Genomic DNA, 21,590 nt, shown 5'->3' with positions numbered 1-21,590 from the left:
CTCAGAGATGGGATACAGGAAGTACCGTGCCGGGTTGCAGGCAATGCTCCCAGCACAATAAAAGATCGGTTAATAATAGTTCGCGGTTCACGCCGGTGACCGTCAGCAATTGCTCCCGGCAGCGGAAAAGCGCTGTCAGCATCGCCTGCAGGCGTGTCGCGCGGATCTGGTGGGCCAGACGGGTGACCAGCGGCTGTACGTCCATGTTGGTGAGAAGCGTCGCGCCTTGCTGGATCTTTAACGCATCCATTAACAGCGACGCCAGCCATTGCAGCCGTTCAGCCCCCTGCTCATGATTGAGCACGCTGAGTAGCGATAACCAGTCAGCCTGATTCAGGGCGCTATCAAAGGCGTTGCACAGCGTCTCACGGTGTGTCCAGTTATCGGCAAGCAATTGCTGTGCTGCGCCCGGCGAACCGCCGCTCAAACGCAGGGCGGTTTGTCTGGCTTCAGGGGAGGCAGTACTTTCACGCCCTAACCATGCCAGCGCATAGTTTTCCGCAGGCGGGGAAAGATGATGCATCCGGCAGCGACTACGCAGCGTCGCCAGCAGGCGGGCCGGTTCGCGGCAGGCGAGGAAAAACCACGTGCTGACAGGCGGCTCTTCAAGCGTTTTCAGCAGCGCATTGGCAGCCGCGTCAGTCAGCAGCGCAGCATCGCTGATCCAGACGACTTTTGCGCCACCCAGCCGGGCATGTTCATACAGCTTTTCACTGACTTCCCGCACCGCATCAATACCGAGGGTTGATTTCCCCTTCTCCGGGGTCAGCGCGTAGTAATCAGGATGCGTCCCGGCCTGCATCAACTGGCAGCCTTTACACTGGCCGCAGCTTTTGTGCTCCACCGGGTGCTGGCACATCAGGTAGCGGGTGATGGCGTAAATCAGCGCATCCTCGCCCATACCGGGCAGCGCGTGGATGAGTAACGCATGGTGTCCGCGTCCGGCCTGATAGCTGGCAATCAGTTGTTCAAAGTCCGGGCGTAACCATGGATACCATTTCATGCGCCCTGCTCCTCTACCCAGGCCGTGACGGTGTGGCGAACATCGCGGATCACCGCATCCAGCGTCTGGGTGGCGTCAATGGTGCGGATCCGTGGATCCTGCGCCGCCAGTTCCAGATAACGGGCGCGGGTGCGGTTGAAGAAATCCAGCGACTCCTGCTCGATACGATCCAGTTCACCGCGAGCGCGGGCGCGTTTTAAGCCCACTTCCGGGGTAACATCCAGATAGAGCGTTAAATCGGGACGGAAATCACCCAGCACCGCATCGCGCAGCGTCACCAGCATTGTGTTGTCGATACCGCGCCCGCCGCCCTGATAGGCTTGAGTGGAGAGGTCGTGACGATCACCAATCACCCAGCAGCCACGTGCCAGCGCAGGCTGGATCACTGTTTCAACCAGTTGCACACGGGCAGCATAAAACATCAGCACTTCGGCTTTGTCGGTAATGATCTCATCGCCAACGGATTTAATATCCAGCACCAGGCTGCGTAATTTTTCCGCCAGTTGGGTACCGCCCGGCTCGCGGGTAAAAATCATCTCGCTGACGCCAAGATCTTTTAGCGTTTCGACCACTACGTCACGCGCCGTGGTTTTTCCCGCGCCCTCAAGCCCTTCGATAACGATGTATTTACTGCCCATTTTTTTCCTTAAGCACTTTCAGATAGTCCTGCACTGACCGGTTGTGGCTGGCAAGATTGGTATTAAAGGTATGCCCGCCTTTACCATCTGCCACAAAATAGAGATAGGGTGTTTTCGCCGGATGAGCCGCTGCCTTAAGCGACGCCTCGCCTGGTGTGGCAATCGGACCTGGCGGCAAGCCGCTAATGGTGTAGGTATTGTACGCGGTTGGGGTCTCAAGATCGCTACGTCCCAGCTTGCCGGTGTATTTTTCACCCATACCGTAGATTACCGTCGGATCGGTCTGCAAGCGCATGCCAATGCGCAGGCGGTTAATAAACACCGACGCCACCCGATCGCGTTCACTGGCCACTGCCGTCTCTTTTTCAATAATCGACGCCATGGTCATTAGCTGGTTTTTATCCTTATACGGTAGCCCTTCCATGCGTCCGTCCCAGGTTTTATCGACTGCCGCGACCATTTTTTGATGCGCACGCTTAAGCAGCGCGATGTCAGTGGTATTGGCGGTGTACATCCAGGTATCCGGCCAGAACCAGCCCTCAATCAGCTCAGGATGTTCAAAATCCAGCGCCGCAGCGACCGTCTGATAGCTGTCGTCTTTTAAGGTGTGCTTAATCCAGGGCGCATCGCGCAACTGGCGAAGGTAATCACTCAGGCGCATCCCTTCCACCAGACGCAGCGGAAACTGCGCTTCTTTACCGCTTTCCAGCAAAATGAGCATATCGCGCACTGTCATGCCTGGCGTCAGGCGATAGGTGCCGGCTTTGAAGTGCGACAGATCGGGCTCAATGCGTAATAGCCACTGGAATACACGCGGGCGATTGATGATTTTTTCGCCGTGAAGCTGATTACCCAGCGCCACGCGCCCGGTTCCCGCTTTCAGCGTAAAAATCGTCTCATCTTTAATGAGTAATTTGCTGTCCGCAAGCTGGCGGACTTTCCATATACCTGCACCTGCGGCGATGCCCAGCACCACCAGCAGCAATAAAATAAACCGAAACATTTTCTTCATGACGAGATCGAATGCTCACAAAGTGGGGCTAAAAAGTCGTAAAGCGCGCGCGATGTCCATGTCAAATCATCACACGCACGAACAGGAACCAGCGGCATTAACGCATTACAGATCAGCACTTCATCGGCGTCCACGAGCGCGTCAGGCGTGGCGTTCACTTCCGTCACCCGAAAAGAGGATGACGCCAGCATGGCGATGCAGTGCTCCCGCATAATGCCCTTCACACCCGCATGATCAAGCCGGGGGGTGAACACTGTGCTTCCCTTGCGCCAGAATAAATTCGCGGCACAGCATTCCGTAAGCCACCCGTCACTGTCAAGAACCAGGGCTTCTTCGGCTTCTGTCTGCTCAAGATGAGTACGGATCAGCACCTGCTCAAGACGGTTGAGATGTTTTATGCCAGCAAGATGAGGATTGCGTCCGAGGCGAACCGGACTGGGTGCCAGGCGAATGCCCTCTTCCCGCCAGCGAGAATAGTGTGCAGGATAGTCCGAAACGCGAAGGATCCGCGATGGCGAATGACAAGCCGCAGCGCTGTAACCACGCCCGCCGCTGCCGCGGGTGATAATGACCTTAAGCACGCCGCTGTCATGATCCCGCGCCAGGCGCACCATTTCCTCTTCCAGTACCGACCAGTCCTGGAAGGCGAGCATAAGTTTTTCGCAGGCGTCCCGCAGCCGCCGCAAATGGGCAGTCAGAAACGTAACGTTACCCGCCTGGATGCGGGCGGTAGTAAAACAACCATCGCCAAACTGAATGGCTCTGTCGCTCGCCGCAAGCATTTCCTGCTCACGACCATTTATCAAGAACATAGCGGCTCCTGTTCGCATGGCCGTTCAGTTTGGCAGGCAGAAAGAAGATCGACAAGCGGAGAAAACTGAATCAAAAAAACGAAAGGCCCGACGAGCGGGCCTTTATCAGTTGAGCGGGCAGGATCAGACTCTTTTGAAGATCAGAGAGCCGTTGGTGCCGCCGAAACCGAACGAGTTACACAGGGTGTACTCGAGATTACTCACCTGACGCGCAACATGCGGCACAAAGTCCAGATCGCAACCTTCATCCGGGTTATCCAGGTTGATGGTCGGTGGGATCATTTGGTCGCGCAACGCAAGGATAGAATAAATAGATTCTACCGCGCCCGCCGCACCCAGCAGGTGACCGGTCATGGATTTCGTTGAACTGACCATTACGCGGCTTGCTGCGTCGCCAAATACGGATTTAACAGCCTGCGTTTCAGCTTTATCGCCCGCAGGGGTCGAGGTGCCGTGCGCATTGATGTAACCGATTTTAGCGGGATCGAGCTGGGCATCACGCAGTGCATTGGTCATAGCCAGTGCTGCACCAGCGCCATTCTCCGGCGGAGACGTCATGTGGTAAGCATCGCTGCTCATCCCAAAGCCGACCAGTTCCGCATAGATTTTCGCGCCGCGTTTTTTCGCATGCTCATACTCTTCAAGCACGATAATGCCTGCGCCGTCGCCCAGGACAAAACCGTCACGCTCTTTATCCCACGGACGGCTCGCCGCTTGCGGGTTGTCGTTACGGGTTGAGAGCGCACGTGCCGCGCCGAAGCCACCCACGCCAAGCGGGGTACTGGCTTTCTCAGCACCACCGGCCAGCATGACGTCTGCATCGCCGTAAGCGATAATACGTGCGGCGTGGCCAATGTTGTGTACGCCTGAGGTGCAGGCGGTAGCGATAGAGATGCTCGGGCCTTGCAGACCCAACATGATGGTCAGATGTCCGGCCACCATATTAACAATCGTCGAAGGTACAAAGAACGGGCTGATTTTGCGTGGGCCACCGTTCACGAGTGAACTGTGGTTCTCTTCGATCAAACCGAGGCCGCCAATACCGGAGCCGATAGCAGCACCAATACGGGTCGCGTTCTCTGCCGTCACTTCCAGACCAGAATCCTGCATGGCCTGAACACCGGCGACAACTCCATATTGAATGAAGGCATCCATCTTGCGCTGTTCTTTGCGCGAGATAATGTCATCACAGTTAAAATCCTTTACTAAGCCAGCAAATTTCGTTGCATAGGCGCTAGTATCGAAATGGTCGATCAGGCTGATGCCACTCTGACCGGCAAGGAGAGATTTCCAGGTGGACTCTACGGTATTGCCGACAGGAGACAACATGCCAAGTCCGGTCACAACTACACGACGCTTAGACACGTTTGTCCTCCAGGGAGGGATAAAAAACAGACTTGTGGGAATAAAAAATAAAACTCAGGCGGTCGAATGACCGCCTGGAGATGTTCACTTACGCCTGGTGACCGTTGATGTAATCAATGGCAGCCTGAACGGTGGTGATTTTCTCAGCTTCTTCGTCCGGAATCTCAGTATCAAACTCTTCTTCCAGAGCCATTACCAGCTCAACGGTGTCAAGAGAATCTGCGCCCAGGTCTTCAACGAAAGAAGCATTGTTGGTCACTTCTTCCTGCTTAACGCCCAGCTGCTCGCCGATAATTTTCTTAACGCGTTCTTCGATAGTGCTCATACTCTTAAATTTCCTATCAAAACTCGCTTTCGCGATGGTTTTCGTAGTGTATAAAATGTTGAAAAATTTGCAACTAAATCCCGGCAGGTCTTACCACGATTTTACGCTATTTTGAGGCTTTTTGCCCTGATAACGCAAATGAAATTATTCCCTTAACGTGCTTTAGGGAATAACGTGGTTAAACCATGTACATTCCGCCGTTGACGTGCAATGTTTCACCCGTGATGTAACCCGCCTCGTCAGAAGCCAAAAATGCAACTGCATTGGCGATTTCCTGAGCGCCGCCGAGACGACCCGCAGGAACCTGCGCCAAAATACCCGCACGCTGATCGTCAGATAGCGCACGCGTCATGTCCGTTTCAATAAAGCCCGGAGCAACAACGTTTACGGTAATACCGCGGGACGCGATTTCGCGCGCCAGCGATTTACTAAAGCCAATCAGACCTGCTTTCGCCGCAGCGTAGTTAGCCTGACCCGCATTTCCCATGGTACCAACCACAGAACCGATAGTGATAATACGACCATGACGCTTTTTCATCATAGCGCGCATTACCGCTTTTGACAGACGGAAGACTGATGACAGGTTGGTTTCGAGGATATCGTTCCACTCATCATCTTTCATTCGCATTAACAGGTTGTCGCGAGTGATCCCGGCGTTATTGACAAGGATATCTACTTCGCCAAACTCTGCGCGAATATTTTCCAGAACAGATTCAATAGATGCAGGATCGGTCACGTTTAACAGCAAACCTTTTCCGTTAGCACCTAAATACTCGCTAATGGCCTGTGCGCCATTTTCGCTGGTTGCCGTGCCGATCACTTTCGCGCCGCGCGCAACCAGTGTTTCAGCAATCGCGCGGCCAATGCCACGACTTGCACCGGTAACCAGCGCAACTTTTCCTTCAAAACTCATGGTTTTGGTTTTCCTCTATTATTGCGCAAGTGCCGCTGACATAGCCGCTGGCTCGTTAATCGCCGTGGCAGTCAGAGTGTCAACAATACGCTTAGTCAGACCGGTTAATACCTTGCCTGGCCCTACTTCATACAGGTGCTCAATGCCCTGTGAAGCCATGAATTCTACGCTCTTCGTCCACTGCACCGGGCTGTAAAGCTGGCGAACCAGAGCATCACGGATTGCCGCTTCATCTTTTTCACACTTCACATCTACGTTGTTAACAACCGGAATCGCAGGGGTGTTGAAGGTGATTTTCTCAAGTTCTGCGGCCAGTTTCTCAGCGGCCGGTTTCATCAGTGCACAGTGCGACGGTACGCTTACCGGCAGCGGCAGCGCACGTTTAGCTCCTGCAGCTTTGCAGGCAGCGCCCGCACGCTCAACGGCTTCTTTATGACCCGCGATCACCACCTGGCCTGGCGAGTTGAAGTTAACCGGAGAAACAACCTGCCCTTCGGCAGCGTCTTCACAGGCTTTAGCAATCGCCGCATCGTCAAGACCGATGATCGCTGACATACCGCCGGTACCCGCAGGTACAGCTTCCTGCATGAATTTGCCACGCAGTTCGACCAGGCGAACGGCGTCTGCGAAATCAATCACACCGGCGCAAACCAGCGCGGAGTATTCGCCCAGACTGTGGCCTGCCATCATCGCAGGCGTTTTGCCACCCTGCTGTTGCCAGACGCGCCACAGCGCGACGGAAGCGGTCAGCAGCGCAGGCTGCGTCTGCCAGGTTTTGTTCAGTTCTTCTGCCGGGCCAGACTGCGCCAGCGCCCACAGGTCGTAACCAAGAACTGCTGAAGCTTCGCGAAAAGTCTCTTCAATTACCGGATAGTCTGCCGCCAGTTCAGCGAGCATGCCCACCGCCTGAGAACCCTGTCCCGGAAACACAAATGCAAATTGCGTCATTTTTTAATCCTTAAATCCTAGAAGCGAACCAGTGCAGAACCCCAGGTGAAACCGCCACCGAAAGCCTCAAGCAGAACCAACTGGCCAGGCTTAATGCGGCCATCACGTACCGCTTCATCCAGCGCACACGGCACGGAAGCGGCAGAGGTATTGCCATGTCGGTCGAGCGTGACAACGACGTTATCCATCGACATGCCAAGCTTTCTCGCGGTCGCGCTGATAATACGCAGGTTAGCCTGATGCGGCACCAGCCAGTCGAGCTCAGAACGGTCGAGATTATTGGCCGTCAGCGTCTCTTCCACGATGTGCGCAAGCTCAGTCACCGCGACTTTAAAGACTTCGTTACCCGCCATGGTCAGGTAAGTGGAGTTATCCGGGGTGACGCGATCGAGATTTGGCAGCGTCAGCAGTTCACCATAGCTCCCGTCGGCATGCAGATGAGTAGAGATAATGCCCGGCTCTTCAGATGCGCCAAGCACCACGGCACCCGCACCGTCACCGAAAATAATGATTGTACCGCGATCGGCAGGATCGCAGGTGCGCGCCAGCACGTCAGAACCAATCACCAGCGCGTTTTTTACCGCGCCGCTTTTTACATATTGATCGGCAATGCTCAATGCATAGGTGAAGCCCGCGCAAGCCGCAGCCACATCAAAAGCCGGGCAGCCTTTAATACCCAGCATGCTCTGCACCTGGCAGGCTGCGCTCGGGAATGCGTGCGTGGCAGACGTGGTCGCGACAATGATCAAACCAATCTGGTCTTTATCAATACCTGACATTTCAAGCGCGCGCGTTGCGGCTTCAAATCCCATGGTAGAAACCGTTTCATTTGGTGCGGCAATACGGCGTTCACGGATACCTGTGCGCGTGACAATCCACTCGTCAGACGTATCCACCATTTTTTCCAAATCGGCGTTGGTTCGCACTTGTTCGGGCAGATAGCTGCCGGTACCAATAATCTTCGTATACATGTACGCTCAGTCTTTTTCCGGTAACACAGATTCCAGGCGAGCGGCAATTCGCGAAGGAACTTGCCGCTGCACCGCCTGCACTGCCTGTTCAATCGCGACGGCGAACGCTCGCTGATTGGCTGCACCATGACTCTTAATCACCGTGCCGCGCAATCCTAACAGACAGGCACCATTATACTGGTCGGGGTTGAGGTGACTGAATCGCCTGCTCAGGCTTTTTTGTAACCAATGCTTTAATAAAATCAGCCACCACGACCGTTTTTTCCCCTCGCCCTGTGATTTAAGCAGCGAAAGGAACATTCTGACCACACCTTCCATCGTCTTTAATGTAACGTTTCCTGTAAAACCGTCACATACCAGCACATCCGTTTTGCCGGTGAGTAATTCGTTTGCTTCAAGATAACCAATATAGTTGATAGAAGGGATAGTCTTTAATAACGCCGAGGCATCGCGAATGCTGTCGAGGCCTTTGGTCTCTTCTTCACCAATATTGAGCAGCGCCACGCGGGGTCTGGCAATGCCGATCACTTCTTCAGCCATTACCGAGCCCATTATCGCAAACTGCACCAGCATGGTGCTGTCGCAGTCGACGTTTGCGCCTAAATCCAGCACTACCGTTTTACCCTTCTGCTGATGCGGCAGAACCGTCACCAACGCCGGACGCTCAATACCCTCGATGGGCTTGAGCAACAGTTTTGCCAGCCCCATCAAAGCGCCGGTATTGCCTGCGCTGATACAGGCTTGCGCACGCCCTTCTTTTACTAACTCTAATGCCACTCGCATAGAGCTGCCACGACTATTGCGTACAGCCTGCGACGCACGTACATCACTGGCAATAACTGACTGCGCAGGAATAATCTGCAGATGCGAACGTTGTTCGAAATCAGCTTTGGCAAGTAATGGCGTGATTGCGTCGGGATCGCCGACTAAAAGAAGATTGAGTTGAGAATTAGAATTCAGTGCCTGCAAAGCTGCAGGCACTGTCACCGAAGGGCCAAAATCGCCCCCCATGACATCTAACGCCAGGGTTAGACGTGTCAAGGCGGTATATCCCCGCTTACGCGGGGAAATCCTCACTAAGCTTCATCACGCTTGCGCGTGATTACTTAGTGATGACCTTACGACCACGGTAGTAACCGTCAGCGGTCATGTGGTGACGCAGGTGAGTTTCACCAGAAGTTTTGTCTACAGACAGGCTGGTGACTGCGGTCAGCGCGTCATGGGAACGACGCATGCCACGTTTGGAACGGGTTGGTTTATTTTGTTGTACGGCCATGGACCTTACTCCTCAATTACGGTATCCCAGTTGCAACAGGGAATACCAATTACTTACGCTTTAAGCTGGCTAATACGGCAAATGGGTTTGGCTTTTGCGCTTCATCAGGCAGTTCACCAAAGACCATGTCCGCCTCGGACACTTCACAGTGTTCAGAATCATGCACCGGAACGACCGGCAAGGAGAGGATGATTTCATCTTCTACCAGTGCCAGAAGATCGATTTCGCCAAATTCGTTGACCTGAATTGGCTCATACGCTTCCGGGAGTGCTTCGGCCTGCTCGTCTTTGACGATCGGGCTAAAACAATACTGTGTGTAAACATGATGGGCAAACGGCTTGCCGCAACGCTGACATTCGAGTGTGACTGACACCTTCGCATCGCCGGTCAGAACCGCAAGGCGTTGGTTGTCAATCGCAAACGACATAGAGCATTCCACATCACTGTCTACACTGACTACGGACTCGGTGACGCGCTCAACCAGATCACGAGTGAAGATGCCCTCGTAATCTAAACGTTTTTGAGCCGTACGAACCGGATCAAGAGTCAGGGGTAATTTTACCTTTTGCATAGGGCGCGCATATTAACTTTGTAACGTCATAGAGTCAAAGAAAAAGGCAACCAGAGGATGCCTTTCGCCAATTATTCGCACACATTGCGGCCTGTAGTTTAAAATGCCTGACAACAATACGCTATATAAGGCGAAAAAAATATGTCCCGACTCGTACTGGCTTCAACCTCACCTTATCGTCGCGCGATGCTTGAAAAGCTCGGCGTCACGTTTGAATGCGCCGCACCCGGCGTGGATGAAACGGCGCTACCGGGCGAAACGCCCCGCCACCTCGTCCTGCGTCTTGCCCAGGCGAAAGCGCAGGCGCTGGCTGAACGTTACCCACAACATTTAATTATTGGTTCCGATCAAGTCTGCGTGCTGGATGGTGAAATTACCGGCAAACCGCTGACCGAAGAAAATGCGGTAAAACAGTTAATGAAAGCGCGCGGCAATATCGTGACGTTTTATACCGGCCTCGCGTTATACAATTCCGCCACGGGCCATCTTCAAACGGAATGCGAACCGTTTGATGTGCATTTCCGCCATTTAAGCGAGCAGGAAATTACCGATTATTTGCGCAAAGAACGTCCGCTTAATTGCGCTGGCAGCTTTAAAAGCGAAGGTCTGGGCATCACCCTTTTTGAACGACTTGAAGGACGTGATCCTAATACGCTGGTGGGCTTACCTCTGATTGCGCTGTGCCAGATGCTACGCCGCGAAGATTGCAATCCGTTGTTAAATTAATCAATTAGCGATCACGGTTTCTGACCGTGATTGCTCTATTATTCATCATCTGAATATTAAAACGACGTTTTAATTTAAAGGGCAGATGATGTTTCAATCACGTAAAATATTTCTGGCACTACTCTTTGTCACCGCAAGCGCCAGCAGCGCCCCGCAAAGCGGAATTATCGAAGGAAATCTTCCGGCTAATGTGGCGCAATTAAAAGCGCAAATGACCTATCCTGACGCCTGGCTTTCCGGCAACTATCACGATTTTACTCAATGGCAACAACACGCGCGTGGGCTTTTGCGCAGCGCTCTGCTCACGCCGGAATCGCACCGTGCCTTTTCCCCTCAGACCGTGGCGGAAGAGGATCGCGGCAGTTATGTCGCGCAGAAAGTTGCACTAAATATTACCGACGATAACCGGATTAACGCGTTAATGCTGACGCCCAAATCGTCAGGCCCGCACCCTGCCATTGTCCTGCTGCACGATCACGGTTCAAAGTTTGATATAGGCAAAGAGAAAGTGATCCGCCCGTGGAATGATGCGGAAAAACTGACCAGCGCCCAGGCCTGGGCCGATAAATTCTTCACCGGTCGTTTTATTGGGGATGAGCTGGCAAAGCGTGGCTATGTGGTGATCGCCATCGACAGCACAGGTTGGGGGGAACGCGGCCCCATGGTATATGAGCAACAACAGGCGCTGGCAAGTAACTATTTTAACCTTGGCCGCTCGCTGGCCGGAGAAATGGCCTATGAAGATACGCGCACCGTGGATTTTCTTGCCAGTCTCAACAACGTGGACCCGCAACGCATCGGCGTGCTTGGGTTTTCGATGGGCGGATTTCGTGCCTGGCAGTTAGCGGCACTCTCTGACAAGGTTGCTGCTACCGCCGTGATTTCATGGTTTGGTACCTATGATGGCCTGATGCAGCCGGGCAATAACGTGCTGCGCGGACAATCTGCTTTTTATATGCTCCACCCCGGCATGCCCGCCCATCTTGATATTCCGGATATTGCCAGTATTGCTGCACCAAAACCGATGCTCATCTATAGCGGTGATAAAGACAAATTGTTCCCACCGCAGGCGGTGAAAGACGCCTATGCAAAAGTCCACAAAGTCTGGGCGTCGCAAAACGCCGAAGATAAGTTGATCACTAAAAGCTGGCCAGAACTGGGCCATGTATTTTACAAAGAACAGCAGGATGAGGTTTTCCCGTGGCTGGATAAATGGCTCAAGCCCTGAGAGAAATACGCCGCGCGGGTCAGGTAAGTCTGCCCGCGCGAGCGCTTATTTGGCGTTGCGCAGCACTGTCAGACAGCGCTTAAGCTGTTCATCAAGCGGCGCTTCAATGCGGATCACTTCTCCCGTATTGGGATGCGTGAACTTGAGCGCAGCGGCATGCAGGAACAGGCGATTCAGCCCGGTGCCTGCCAGTTGACGATCAAAATCACGGTCGCCGTAGCGATCGTCAAAAGCGATAGGATGACCGGCATGTTGCGTATGCACGCGGATCTGGTGGGTACGCCCGGTGACAGGACTGCATCGCACCAGCGACGCATTTTCATAGCGTTCTTCCACTTTGAAGCGCGTCTCTGACGGTTTACCTTCCTGACTGACACGGACAATGCGTTCGCCGCTTTGCAGAATGTTTTTCAGAAGCGGAGCCTGCACCACTTTCACATGGGACTGCCATTGCCCGCGCACCAGCGCCAGATAATCTTTCTGCATGCCCTTCTCGCGCAACTGCTCATGCAGCGAACGCAGCGCAGAACGTTTTTTGGCAACCAGCAGCACACCCGAAGTGTCACGGTCAAGACGATGCACCAGCTCAAGGAAACGCGCTTCCGGACGCAGCGCACGTAAACCTTCAATCACCCCAAAGCTCAGACCACTGCCACCGTGCACGGCGGTACCTGACGGTTTATTGAGCACCAGAATATGATCGTCTTCATAAAGGATGACATCGGAGAGCGCGGCCACTTTTTGCAGATGCGGCGACACCGCCTCTTCATCGCGCTCAGCGACGCGAACGGGTGGGATACGCACCTCATCGCCATCCTCGAGCTTGTACTCCGGCTTCACGCGCTTTTTGTTGACCCGCACTTCGCCTTTACGCAGGATGCGGTAGATCATGCTCTTTGGTACCCCTTTTAACTGGGTACGCAAAAAGTTGTCGATTCGTTGCCCGGCTTCATCAGCCGAAATAGCAACCATTTTTACGGATGGAGTCTCTGTTTTCATGGGGGGCGATTCTAAATATCCACGCGGATTCGCGCCACTCATTTTTCTATGCTTATATTTATGTCTACCCGGATACAGATTTATCACTAGTTACGCTTTTTGATGTGTTTTAGAACAATCATCAGGCAATGGTGAAAAAACTGTGAATAACCGGGTGATAAATGGCAAAAGTCATCTTGCTATAACAAGGTTAGCAGGGAATAATGATTCGGTTTTCCGTGTTGCATCTTGTTAAAACAAGAAAATTTGCGGAATCACCCATTTTGTCTGTCCGATCATCCACGCAGCAATGGCGTAAGACGTATTGATCGTTCAGGCAGTTAGCGGGCTGCGGGTTGCAGTCCTTACCGGTACATGGAATTTTCTCTGGAGAGTTTTCCCAGGTTGTTCCCCTGATAATTGCGCTGTTTTTCCGTATGAAAGACAGGCAACCGACACTCTGCGCCTCTTATGCGTGCGACAACCGTGAGGTTGGCGACGTCAACAGTCACGAGGCCATCGGTTCACTCCGGAAAGGCGATACTTTGCCCGCAGCTTAGTCGTCAATGTAAGAATAATGAGTAAGTTACGATGAAAAGAATGTTAATCAACGCAACTCAGCAAGAAGAGTTGCGTGTCGCCCTGGTAGATGGGCAGCGACTGTATGATCTGGATATCGAAAGCCCAGGCCATGAGCAGAAAAAAGCGAACATCTACAAAGGCAAAATCACCCGCATTGAACCGAGCCTGGAAGCTGCATTTGTTGATTACGGTGCAGAGCGCCACGGCTTCTTACCTCTCAAAGAAATCGCCCGCGAGTATTTCCCTTCTAACTACAACTCCCATGGTCGCCCGAACATCAAAGATGTACTGCGTGAAGGCCAGGAAGTGATTGTTCAGATCGACAAAGAAGAGCGTGGAAATAAAGGTGCGGCCTTAACCACGTTTATCAGCCTCGCCGGGAGCTACCTGGTCCTGATGCCAAACAACCCGCGTGCGGGTGGCATCTCTCGCCGCATCGAAGGCGATGACCGTACTGAACTCAAAGAAGCGCTGGCCAGTCTCGAACTGCCAGACGGCATGGGCCTGATTGTCCGCACCGCGGGCGTCGGTAAATCTGCCGAAGCGCTGCAATGGGACTTAAGTTTCCGTCTTAAGCACTGGGAAGCGATCCAGAAAGCCGCCGAAAGCCGCCCTGCTCCGTTCCTGATCCACCAGGAAAGCAACGTTATCGTGCGCGCTTTCCGTGACTATCTGCGCCAGGACATCGGTGAAATCCTCATCGATAACCCGAAAGTGCTGGAGCTGGCTCGCCAGCATATTTCCGCACTCGGCCGCCCGGATTTCAGCAGCAAAATCAAACTGTACACCGGTGAAATCCCGCTGTTCAGCCATTATCAGATCGAATCGCAGATTGAATCCGCTTTCCAGCGTGAAGTCCGTCTGCCGTCCGGTGGTTCCATCGTTATCGACTCCACCGAAGCGCTGACCGCCATCGACATCAACTCCGCGCGCGCAACCCGTGGTGGCGACATCGAAGAAACCGCCTTCAACACCAACCTTGAAGCGGCCGATGAAATCGCCCGTCAGCTTCGTCTGCGCGACCTCGGCGGCCTGATTGTTATCGACTTTATCGATATGACCCCGGTTCGCCACCAGCGTGCGGTTGAAAACCGTCTGCGTGATGCAGTTCGTCAGGACCGTGCGCGCATTCAAATCAGCCATATTTCGCGTTTTGGCCTGCTGGAGATGTCCCGCCAGCGCCTCAGCCCGTCTCTGGGCGAGTCGAGCCACCATGTCTGCCCGCGCTGTAGCGGTACCGGCACCATTCGTGATAACGAATCCCTGTCACTTTCTATCCTGCGTCTGATTGAAGAAGAAGCGCTGAAAGAAAATACCCAGGAAGTGCACGCCATTGTCCCAGTCCCGGTGGCCTCTTATCTGCTGAACGAAAAACGTGCTGCGGTAAGCGCCATTGAAACCCGTCAGGGCGGCGTGAAATGCGTCATCGTGCCTAACGATCAGATGCAAACCCCGCATTACTCCGTCCTGCGCGTGCGCAAAGGCGAAGAGACGGCCACCCTGAGCTACAAACTGCCGAAGCTGCATGAAGAAGCCATGGCGATGCCGTCTGAAGAGGAATATGCCGAGCGTAAGCAGCCGGAGCAGCCTGCACTGGCCACGTTCGTCATGCCGGACATTCCGCCAGCGCCTGCTGCCGCACCTGCCAGCGTTTCGCAGCCGGAGGCCGCACCTGCTGCCGCATCCGCCCCTGCTTCGCAAGGTCTGTTTGGCCGCATTGCCGGTATGCTGAAGAAACTTTTCGCAGGTGAAGAAGAAGTCAAACCGGCGGAAGTGAAAACAGAAGTTAAAGAAGAGAAACCAGAGCGCTCTTCCGAACGTCGTAAGCCGCGTCAGAACAATCGCCGCGACCGTAACGATCGTCGTGACAACCGTTCCGACCGCGACAACCGCAATGAAGGCGGCGAAGCGCGTGAAGGCCGTGAAAATCGCGATAACCGTGAAGGCCGTGAAGGTCGCGAGGACAACCGCCGTAACCGTCGTGAAAAACCGGCGCAAAATGCAGAAGCGCGTGAAAATCGCCAGCCAGCCGTTGTTGAGGAAGACGCAGATAAAGCGAAATCCCGTGATGAACAGCAGCAGTCTCGTCGCGAGCGTAACCGCCGTCGTAACGACGACAAACGCCAGGCCCAGCAGGATGTTAAAGCGCTGAACCGCGATGAACAGCCGCAACAGCCTGAACAAAACGCGGAGCAGGAAGAACGCGTGCAGGTTATGCCGCGCCGTAAGCCGCGTCAGTTGAGCCAGAAAGTGCGTATTGAGTCCGCTGAATCTCAGATCGCCGCAACCGAAGAAACCCCTGCTACCGTTCCGGCGCACACTGAGCTGGCGAAAGTGGATCTGCCTGCGGTCGTGGAATCTGAAGCGGTGCAGGAAGAGGCGAACGATAACCGTGATAACGCAGGCATGCCGCGCCGTTCACGTCGTTCTCCGCGCCACCTGCGCGTCAGCGGTCAACGCCGTCGTCGCTACCGTGATGAGCGTTACCCGACGCAGTCACCGATGCCGATGACCGTTGCCTGTGCCTCACCTGAAATGGCTTCCGGTAAAGTCTGGATCCGCTACCCGGTTGCACAAACCGTTGAGCCGGTACAGGAAGAATTACCGCGTGAAGAGCCGGTTGTTGAAAGCGCCGCAGTCACGCCAGAAGCCGCGGCTGTAGCTGAGCAAATCGAACAGGTTGTTCTGCCGATTGCTGAGCAGTCCATTCAGGAAGAAACCGCAGTTTCGGCTGAGCCAGAAGTGGTTGAACCGCAGGTTACCGCACAAGAGCCAGAGCCTGTGGTCATCGAGACCACGCATCCGGAAGCGATTGAAACGCCGGTAGACGAGCAACCGCACCTGATTGCGCAGGAAGATGAATCTGTTGCCACGGAAATCGCGCAAGCGGCAGAACCGGTCGCAGAAGAAGTGAAAGCAGAAGCGCCTGTCGCCGTGGAAGAGGTGAAAACCGAAGCACAGCCAGAAGTGAAAGCCGCTGCTGAACCTGCGCCTGCTGCTCCTCAGGCAGAGCCGGTAAAAGCATCGGCGATTGCCAAACCGACGCACAATCTCGCCACCGCGCCAATGACCCGCGCGCCAGCCCCGGAATACACCCCGGAGCCGCCGCGCCACAGTGACTGGGTACGCCCGCACTTTGAGTTCAGCGGCAAGGGTTCTGCGGGTGGTCATAGCGCCACGCATCAGGCCACTGCGCCTGCCACGCGCCCGCAGCAGGTTGACTGATTACGTTCGGTCATAATGAAAAGCCGACCTCAGGGTCGGCTTTTTTACGCCTGTTTTCCAGGCTGCTGCATTCCCGTCAGGCCAGGCATAACCTCGCGCATCAGTTGTATAAAGGCCCGCAGCCGGGCCGGGTAGTAACGCGCCCAGGGATAAACCAGATGGACCGGCAGCGGTGCGGGGTGCCAGTCGGGAAGCAACTGCACCAGCCGCCCCTGACGAATATCCTCCTCGACCGTCCAGCTTGAAATCATCGTCACCCCCAGTCCCGCCAGTGCGGTATTGCGCGCGACATACAGACTGTCGGTATACAAACGTGGGGCTATCGCCACCCGTTCCGTCGCGCCCTGTGAACTCACCATAACCTCATGCTGGTAAAAAAGGCTCAAAGCCACCCATGGCAGCGTCGCCAGTTGTTGCGGGGTATCTATCCGCGTACCGGTCAGTAAAGACGGCGCAGCAACGATACAGCGCGGCACCTCGGCCAGCAGCACCGACACGGTCGCCGGATCGACCTCCGCACCCACGCGGATCGCGCAGTCAATGTTGTCGCTAAGGAAATTAACGGTCTTGTCATTGAGCATCCACTCCACCGAGAGATGCGGATGCTGCTGCAAAAAACGCGTCAGCGGGACCAGCATTTGCTCCTGGCCAAAGGCATGAGGCGCACGCACCCGCAGCATTCCTACCGGCTCATCTCCGGCCTGGTTTAGCTCATCTTCAAGCGTCGCCCAGGCATCAATCAGCCGTTTGGCGTGCTGATAGCAACGCTCACCGTCGTCGGTCAGCTTCATGGCGTGGGTGGTACGCAGCAGCAGCTTGGTGCCGAGCAGACTTTCCAGCGATTGCAGACGGCGGCTGATGGTCGCCTGAGTCGTCCCGAGCAGGCGCGCGGCGTGCGAGAGCGATCCCGCTTCAACAATGCGCACAAACGTGTGCATCAGTTCAACCCGGTCTATACGTTCTGCGCGTTTCATATTCACCATAGTTATACATTACACGTATAACCGTTTTACCACTGCGCTGGCTACCGCGCTACGGTTTATCGGTGAAAAATAGCCTCACACCTTATTGAGGAATTTACTATGAACGCTCAGTCATCCCTATTCGATGTGCCACGCTGGTTAATCTTTCTGCTGGCGACGGGCGCGGGTTTAAGCGTCGCGTCAATTTATTACGCACAACCGCTTCTGCCGCTGATGGGCCAGGATTTGCAGTTAACCATTAATGGCATGGGGCTGGTGCCGACCCTGACCCAGGCGGGCTACGCTCTTGGGATCCTGTTCCTGCTTCCGCTCGGCGACCGTCATGACCGCCGCACATTAATCCTGCTAAAAAGCGGTGCGCTGGCGCTGTTACTGCTGGCCTGTAGCGTGACGACGCAGCTTAATACCCTGCTTGTGGTCAGCCTGCTAATCGGCATGGCGGCAACCATGGCGCAGGATATCGTCCCTGCCGCCGCTATCCTCGCCCCTGAGGGTAAACAGGGTAAAACTGTCGGCACCGTCATGACCGGTCTGCTGCTGGGGATCCTGCTGTCACGGACCATCAGCGGGTTTGTCGGCGCGGCGTTTGGCTGGCGGGTGATGTTCCAGCTTGCGGCGGCAAGCATTGCGTTTATCGGCGTGGTGATGTGGTTTGTGCTGCCGCGTTTTGCCATTCACTCGACGCTGAGCTACCCGGCGCTGATGAAATCAATGGCGCACCTGTGGATGCGCTACCCTGCCCTGCGCCGTGCTGCGCTGGCTCAGGGGTTTCTCTCCGTCGCGTTCAGCGCCTTCTGGTCAACGCTTGCCGTCATGCTGCTGGATCGCTTTCACATGGGCAGCGCGGTCGCCGGGACCTTCGGTATCGCCGGTGCCGCTGGTGCGTTAGCCGCTCCGCTGGCCGGTAGCCTTGCGGATAAAGTGGGTGCCGCGCGGGTCACCCAGTTAGGCGCGATGCTGGTCACCGCCGCCTTTGCCCTGATGTTCGTTATGCCGTTGTTGCCGACAGAAGCGCAACTGGCGGTCATTGCGATTTCGGCCATCGGCTTTGACCTCGGCCTGCAATCAAGCCTGGTCGCGCATCAGAATCTGGTTTACGGCCTTGAGCCGCAGGCACGCGGCAGACTGAATGCGCTGCTGTTTACCATGGTGTTTATTGGCATGGCAGCGGGTTCCGCGCTGGGCAGCAAAGTCTACTCCATGGCAGGCTGGCCGGGCGTGGTGATGCTGGCGACGATCGCGGGGGGCATTGCGCTGGCGATCCGTCTGGTGAGTCTGCCCCGCACTCAGGTACAAAACCGCACACTCTCGTAGGCCCGTCGGCCATATGAAAAAGCCCGCACCATAATGCATGGTGCGGGCTTTTTTACAGGAATGGTGTGGAGATTACTTAATCTGGAACAGCGACATACCCTGCATATCAGAAAACGCTTTGTATGATGCCTGAAGCGCCGCCTGCTGCATGGTGTAGGACGAAATCGCGGCGTTCCAGTCAACATCCACCAGATCGCTCATCTGCTGCGCCTGACCGAGTGAACGATCGCTGCCCAGTGAGTCCAGCGTACTCAGCTCATTTAACTGTGTACCCAGTTCCGCACGCACGCTCAGCACGTTGTTGAGCGAGTTTTTCAGGCCACGGTTGGTTTTATCAATCGCCGCGCGGGCCGTTTCCTGTGCGGTTTCATCGCCGGAAACCGGGGTGTTCAGCGCCCCAATGGCCGAATCCAACATGGCAAACAGGTTGGTTTCAGACGGGGCGGGTGTGGTACCCGGCTCAGGGATGGCATTGCTGCTGATATGGTCGAAAACTTCTTTCCCGGTATGCGCAATCACCATGGTACGGGCGGCATCCACCTGCTGAGTGATCGACTCGTCACCCCCGCCATACACGCCGCTGGTCTGATCGAACGGCGCTTCAGAGGTTTTATAGCCGCCAAAAATATAGCGACCGTTACCGTCGGTGGTGTTCGCCAGGTTCATGATCTGATCGCGGATACCCTGAAGATCTTTCGCCAGTGATGCGCGGTCATCATCACTCAGGGTGCCGTTACCGGCGTTAACGATTTTGGTCTGAGCCGCCTGAATAGCGGTCGTCACCTGGCCGAGCACGTTCTCTTCCAGCGACACTTTCTGGGTCGCAAAGGTACGTGCCAGCGCGTACTGGCTGTTCTGCGCCTGCGCCTGAGAAAGCACGACCGCCTGGGACGCGGCAATCGGATCGTCAGAAGGACGATTGACGCGCTTGCCGGTGGACATCTGCTCACCGTAGCTCAGCCACTCGCCCTGCGCATTGGTGATGCCGCGCATGTTCTGATCGTACATCATCTGGGTACTAATACGCATGATTGACCTCTACTTAGCGTATGTTCAGCAACGCATCAAACAGCGTACTTGCCGTCTGCAATACCTGTGCGTTGGCGAGATAATATTGCTGGAAGCGTTGCAGGTTGCCGTACTCTTCGTCGAGGTTGACGCCAGAGATAGACTGCTGCTGATTGCTCAGTTGGGTGACCACGTTAGCCTGCGTTTTGCTGCTGGTTTTCAGCGTCGCGGTGGTGCTGCCGACGGTACTGACCAGCGAGGCGTAGGCATCGTTAAAGGTTTTATTGCCGCCCACCTGCTTGCTGTTTTGCAGATCCAACAGCGCCTGACCGTTACGGTTATCGCTCTCACCGCCGTCGGTGGTTTTCGCCAGCGCCACTTTCGATTCGTCAGAAATCGCCAGGCTCATGTTGACGATAGCGTTGCTCACCGGTTTCACGGTGAAGCTGTCGTTCACATCCGGCGCAGTGCCGCCAACGGTGATTTTCAGGCCATCAAAATTGAGCGTGCCATCCACAGCATCCGGGGTGACGCTAAAAGAGGTGTTATCAGACAGACGGGTAACCTGCCAGCCGCCGCTGGTGTAAGCCACTTTATAGTCGGTCGCCTGCACGTCACTGCTCTTGCTGACATCAGCGGTCAGCGATGCGCCACCGGTATTTCTGCTGTTGCTGAGCGTTGAAGGCTCACCAATATTAAAGAAATTTTCACCTTTAGTGCCGGTGGCATCAAAACCTTGTTCGTGCTGCGCGTTAAAGGAATCCGCAAACGAGAGGGCCAGTTGCCCCAGCGAGTTACGCGTCTGGTCAAGGTTGGTCGAGCGGAAGGTCATCAGACCGCCGAGCGAACCGGTATTGAGCAGTTTCTCCGGGATTTCAATATTGCCTGCCGTCGAGTCAACATACGCCACGGTGGTGCGCGATGGATCGGCGCTTGACGGTACGGCAGCCAGCTGGCGGGCATTGGTGCCCTGCACCAGGGTGTAACCGTTCGCCATCGTGATGTTGAACGTATTACCGTCCTGCACGCTCACTTCCACGCCAACGATTTTGTTCAGTTCGCCCACCAGCTGATCGCGCTGGTCGAGCAGATCGTTCGGTGATGCGCCTGCGCCCACGCCGGTCAGACGGGAAATCTGATCGTTAAGGGTGGCGATCTGCGAGGTGTAGTTGTTGATCAGATCGACGCTTGAGGTGATCGACAGGTTAACCTGTTTATCCTGATCGCGCAGATACTGGTCGGTCACTTTGAACTGGTTTACCAGGCCGTCGGCTTTGCCCAACAGCGTCTGGCGCGCCGCCGGATCTTCGGCGTTGCTGACCAGCGTTTGCAGGCTGGTAAAGAAGCTCTGCATGGAAGTCGACAGTGAGCTGGTGGAGCTGGAGAGCATGTCATCAATTTTTGACATCTGCTCATAGCGCGTGGTCAGACCGCTGCTCTGGTTCTGCGCGGCACGAAGCTGGTTGGTAATGAACGAATCATATTCGCGCTGTACGCCGGAGACATACACGCCATTGCCTGTCCAGCCACCCGCACCCAGCGTGCTGTTTGCTGAAGCAAGTACCGTCGTCTGGCGGGTATAGCCCGCAACGTTATAACTGGAGATGTTATTACTGGCGGTGTTCAACGCAGCCTGAGCTGCGCTAAGCCCGCTCATGGCGCTGTTAATCAAGCTGGACATGAAGGTTCCTTATAAACTTTTAAGACATGCG

General features: G+C 55.0%; 20 protein-coding genes. 4 read left to right on the top strand and 16 right to left on the bottom strand.

Annotated features, from left to right (window positions below; genetic code table 11):
- Position 1 precedes the first annotated feature (1 nt).
- The 12 genes from holB to yceD form a co-directional block, all read right to left on the bottom strand.
- On the bottom strand, positions 2-1,003 hold the full coding sequence (holB, locus tag BM373_RS03170) for a DNA polymerase III subunit delta' (protein ID WP_090459340.1): 1,002 nt from the start codon (positions 1,001-1,003) through the stop codon (positions 2-4).
- The gene (gene tmk / locus BM373_RS03165) at positions 1,000-1,641 is read right to left on the bottom strand and encodes a dTMP kinase (RefSeq protein ID WP_090459337.1); all 642 of its coding nucleotides are present in this window, start codon (positions 1,639-1,641) and stop codon (positions 1,000-1,002) included. The genes holB and tmk overlap by 4 nt, the downstream gene beginning before the upstream one ends.
- Positions 1,631-2,653 carry a cell division protein YceG gene (gene yceG / locus BM373_RS03160; RefSeq protein ID WP_090459334.1) on the bottom strand — a complete coding sequence of 341 codons (1,023 nt, stop codon included), beginning with the start codon at positions 2,651-2,653 and terminating at the stop codon, positions 1,631-1,633. Before yceG ends, tmk begins: the two co-directional genes overlap by 11 nt.
- Positions 2,650-3,465, bottom strand: coding sequence for an aminodeoxychorismate lyase (gene pabC / locus BM373_RS03155; RefSeq protein WP_090459332.1), 816 nt, complete (start codon positions 3,463-3,465; stop codon positions 2,650-2,652). The genes yceG and pabC overlap by 4 nt, the downstream gene beginning before the upstream one ends.
- A gap of 123 nt (positions 3,466-3,588) precedes the next feature.
- Positions 3,589-4,830 (bottom strand): beta-ketoacyl-ACP synthase II, encoded by a 1,242-nt coding sequence (gene fabF, locus BM373_RS03150; protein ID WP_090459331.1) that lies wholly within the window; start codon positions 4,828-4,830, stop codon positions 3,589-3,591.
- 88 nt (positions 4,831-4,918) lie between these two features.
- Positions 4,919-5,155 (bottom strand): acyl carrier protein, encoded by a 237-nt coding sequence (gene acpP / locus BM373_RS03145; RefSeq protein ID WP_000103754.1) that lies wholly within the window; start codon positions 5,153-5,155, stop codon positions 4,919-4,921.
- Positions 5,156-5,333: 178 nt separating this feature from the next.
- A complete protein-coding gene (gene fabG, locus BM373_RS03140) occupies positions 5,334-6,068 on the bottom strand; it encodes a 3-oxoacyl-ACP reductase FabG (RefSeq protein ID WP_090459328.1) in 735 nt (244 codons plus the stop codon).
- Between the two features lie 18 nt (positions 6,069-6,086).
- On the bottom strand, positions 6,087-7,016 hold the full coding sequence (gene fabD, locus BM373_RS03135) for an ACP S-malonyltransferase (RefSeq protein ID WP_090459325.1): 930 nt from the start codon (positions 7,014-7,016) through the stop codon (positions 6,087-6,089).
- Positions 7,017-7,033: 17 nt separating this feature from the next.
- Positions 7,034-7,987: a beta-ketoacyl-ACP synthase III gene (locus tag BM373_RS03130; protein ID WP_090459322.1), complete on the bottom strand. Its 954-nt coding sequence runs from the start codon at positions 7,985-7,987 to the stop codon at positions 7,034-7,036.
- A 6-nt stretch (positions 7,988-7,993) separates the two neighbouring features.
- Entirely contained in the window at positions 7,994-9,028 is a 1,035-nt protein-coding gene (plsX, locus tag BM373_RS03125) for a phosphate acyltransferase PlsX (protein WP_090459319.1), read from the bottom strand.
- Positions 9,029-9,089: 61 nt separating this feature from the next.
- The gene (gene rpmF, locus BM373_RS03120; RefSeq protein WP_090459317.1) at positions 9,090-9,263 is read right to left on the bottom strand and encodes a 50S ribosomal protein L32; all 174 of its coding nucleotides are present in this window, start codon (positions 9,261-9,263) and stop codon (positions 9,090-9,092) included.
- A 49-nt stretch (positions 9,264-9,312) separates the two neighbouring features.
- Positions 9,313-9,834, bottom strand: a complete 522-nt coding sequence (gene yceD, locus BM373_RS03115) for a 23S rRNA accumulation protein YceD (RefSeq protein ID WP_090459315.1) — start codon at positions 9,832-9,834, stop codon at positions 9,313-9,315.
- A 141-nt stretch (positions 9,835-9,975) separates the two neighbouring features.
- Here yceD and BM373_RS03110 point away from each other — a divergent pair, with 141 nt between their 5' ends.
- Together BM373_RS03110 and BM373_RS03105 are read left to right on the top strand one after the other, a co-directional pair.
- A complete protein-coding gene (locus BM373_RS03110; RefSeq protein ID WP_090459313.1) occupies positions 9,976-10,560 on the top strand; it encodes a Maf family protein in 585 nt (194 codons plus the stop codon).
- An 88-nt stretch (positions 10,561-10,648) separates the two neighbouring features.
- Complete coding sequence (locus BM373_RS03105) at positions 10,649-11,788, top strand: dienelactone hydrolase family protein (RefSeq protein WP_371261078.1); 1,140 nt, start codon at positions 10,649-10,651, stop codon at positions 11,786-11,788.
- A gap of 45 nt (positions 11,789-11,833) precedes the next feature.
- Here the strand turns inward: BM373_RS03105 and rluC are convergent, their stop codons facing one another.
- A complete protein-coding gene (gene rluC / locus BM373_RS03100) occupies positions 11,834-12,787 on the bottom strand; it encodes a 23S rRNA pseudouridine(955/2504/2580) synthase RluC (RefSeq protein WP_177220103.1) in 954 nt (317 codons plus the stop codon).
- 570 nt (positions 12,788-13,357) lie between these two features.
- On the opposite strand from rluC, the gene rne reads away from it, so the two are divergent.
- Positions 13,358-16,573 (top strand): ribonuclease E, encoded by a 3,216-nt coding sequence (gene rne, locus BM373_RS03090; protein ID WP_090459308.1) that lies wholly within the window; start codon positions 13,358-13,360, stop codon positions 16,571-16,573.
- Between the two features lie 44 nt (positions 16,574-16,617).
- Here rne and BM373_RS03085 read toward each other — a convergent pair whose 3' ends face one another.
- A complete protein-coding gene (locus tag BM373_RS03085) occupies positions 16,618-17,547 on the bottom strand; it encodes a LysR family transcriptional regulator (protein ID WP_090459977.1) in 930 nt (309 codons plus the stop codon).
- Positions 17,548-17,655: 108 nt separating this feature from the next.
- On the opposite strand from BM373_RS03085, the gene BM373_RS03080 reads away from it, so the two are divergent.
- Positions 17,656-18,870: an MFS transporter gene (locus BM373_RS03080; RefSeq protein WP_090459306.1), complete on the top strand. Its 1,215-nt coding sequence runs from the start codon at positions 17,656-17,658 to the stop codon at positions 18,868-18,870.
- A 72-nt stretch (positions 18,871-18,942) separates the two neighbouring features.
- On the opposite strand, the gene flgL is transcribed toward BM373_RS03080, so the two are convergent.
- Positions 18,943-19,899, bottom strand: a complete 957-nt coding sequence (gene flgL / locus BM373_RS03075; RefSeq protein WP_090459304.1) for a flagellar hook-associated protein FlgL — start codon at positions 19,897-19,899, stop codon at positions 18,943-18,945.
- A gap of 13 nt (positions 19,900-19,912) precedes the next feature.
- On the bottom strand, positions 19,913-21,559 hold the full coding sequence (gene flgK / locus BM373_RS03070; RefSeq protein ID WP_090459301.1) for a flagellar hook-associated protein FlgK: 1,647 nt from the start codon (positions 21,557-21,559) through the stop codon (positions 19,913-19,915).
- Between the last annotated feature and the right edge of the window lie 31 nt (positions 21,560-21,590).

The organism is Enterobacter sp. kpr-6, assembly GCF_900116015.1.
Lineage (GTDB): Bacteria > Pseudomonadota > Gammaproteobacteria > Enterobacterales > Enterobacteriaceae > Enterobacter_D.
Note: the sequence above shows the minus strand (reverse complement) of the source record. Positions and strands in the feature narration are given on the sequence as shown.

Excerpts from the sequence above, each read along its gene's own strand:
- holB (WP_090459340.1), bottom strand. The coding sequence starts at position 1,003 with ATGAAATGGTATCCATGGTTACGCCCGGACTTTGAACAACTGATTGCC.
- tmk (WP_090459337.1), bottom strand. The coding sequence starts at position 1,641 with ATGGGCAGTAAATACATCGTTATCGAAGGGCTTGAGGGCGCGGGAAAA.
- yceG (WP_090459334.1), bottom strand. The coding sequence starts at position 2,653 with ATGAAGAAAATGTTTCGGTTTATTTTATTGCTGCTGGTGGTGCTGGGC.
- pabC (WP_090459332.1), bottom strand. The coding sequence starts at position 3,465 with ATGTTCTTGATAAATGGTCGTGAGCAGGAAATGCTTGCGGCGAGCGAC.
- acpP (WP_000103754.1), bottom strand. The coding sequence starts at position 5,155 with ATGAGCACTATCGAAGAACGCGTTAAGAAAATTATCGGCGAGCAGCTG.
- fabG (WP_090459328.1), bottom strand. The coding sequence starts at position 6,068 with ATGAGTTTTGAAGGAAAAGTTGCGCTGGTTACCGGTGCAAGTCGTGGC.
- fabD (WP_090459325.1), bottom strand. The coding sequence starts at position 7,016 with ATGACGCAATTTGCATTTGTGTTTCCGGGACAGGGTTCTCAGGCGGTG.
- BM373_RS03130 (WP_090459322.1), bottom strand. The coding sequence starts at position 7,987 with ATGTATACGAAGATTATTGGTACCGGCAGCTATCTGCCCGAACAAGTG.
- rpmF (WP_090459317.1), bottom strand. The coding sequence starts at position 9,263 with ATGGCCGTACAACAAAATAAACCAACCCGTTCCAAACGTGGCATGCGT.
- yceD (WP_090459315.1), bottom strand. The coding sequence starts at position 9,834 with ATGCAAAAGGTAAAATTACCCCTGACTCTTGATCCGGTTCGTACGGCT.
- BM373_RS03110 (WP_090459313.1), top strand. The coding sequence starts at position 9,976 with ATGTCCCGACTCGTACTGGCTTCAACCTCACCTTATCGTCGCGCGATG.
- BM373_RS03105 (WP_371261078.1), top strand. The coding sequence starts at position 10,649 with ATGTTTCAATCACGTAAAATATTTCTGGCACTACTCTTTGTCACCGCA.
- rluC (WP_177220103.1), bottom strand. The coding sequence starts at position 12,787 with ATGAAAACAGAGACTCCATCCGTAAAAATGGTTGCTATTTCGGCTGAT.
- rne (WP_090459308.1), top strand. The coding sequence starts at position 13,358 with ATGAAAAGAATGTTAATCAACGCAACTCAGCAAGAAGAGTTGCGTGTC.
- BM373_RS03085 (WP_090459977.1), bottom strand. The coding sequence starts at position 17,547 with ATGAAACGCGCAGAACGTATAGACCGGGTTGAACTGATGCACACGTTT.
- BM373_RS03080 (WP_090459306.1), top strand. The coding sequence starts at position 17,656 with ATGAACGCTCAGTCATCCCTATTCGATGTGCCACGCTGGTTAATCTTT.
- flgL (WP_090459304.1), bottom strand. The coding sequence starts at position 19,899 with ATGCGTATTAGTACCCAGATGATGTACGATCAGAACATGCGCGGCATC.
- flgK (WP_090459301.1), bottom strand. The coding sequence starts at position 21,559 with ATGTCCAGCTTGATTAACAGCGCCATGAGCGGGCTTAGCGCAGCTCAG.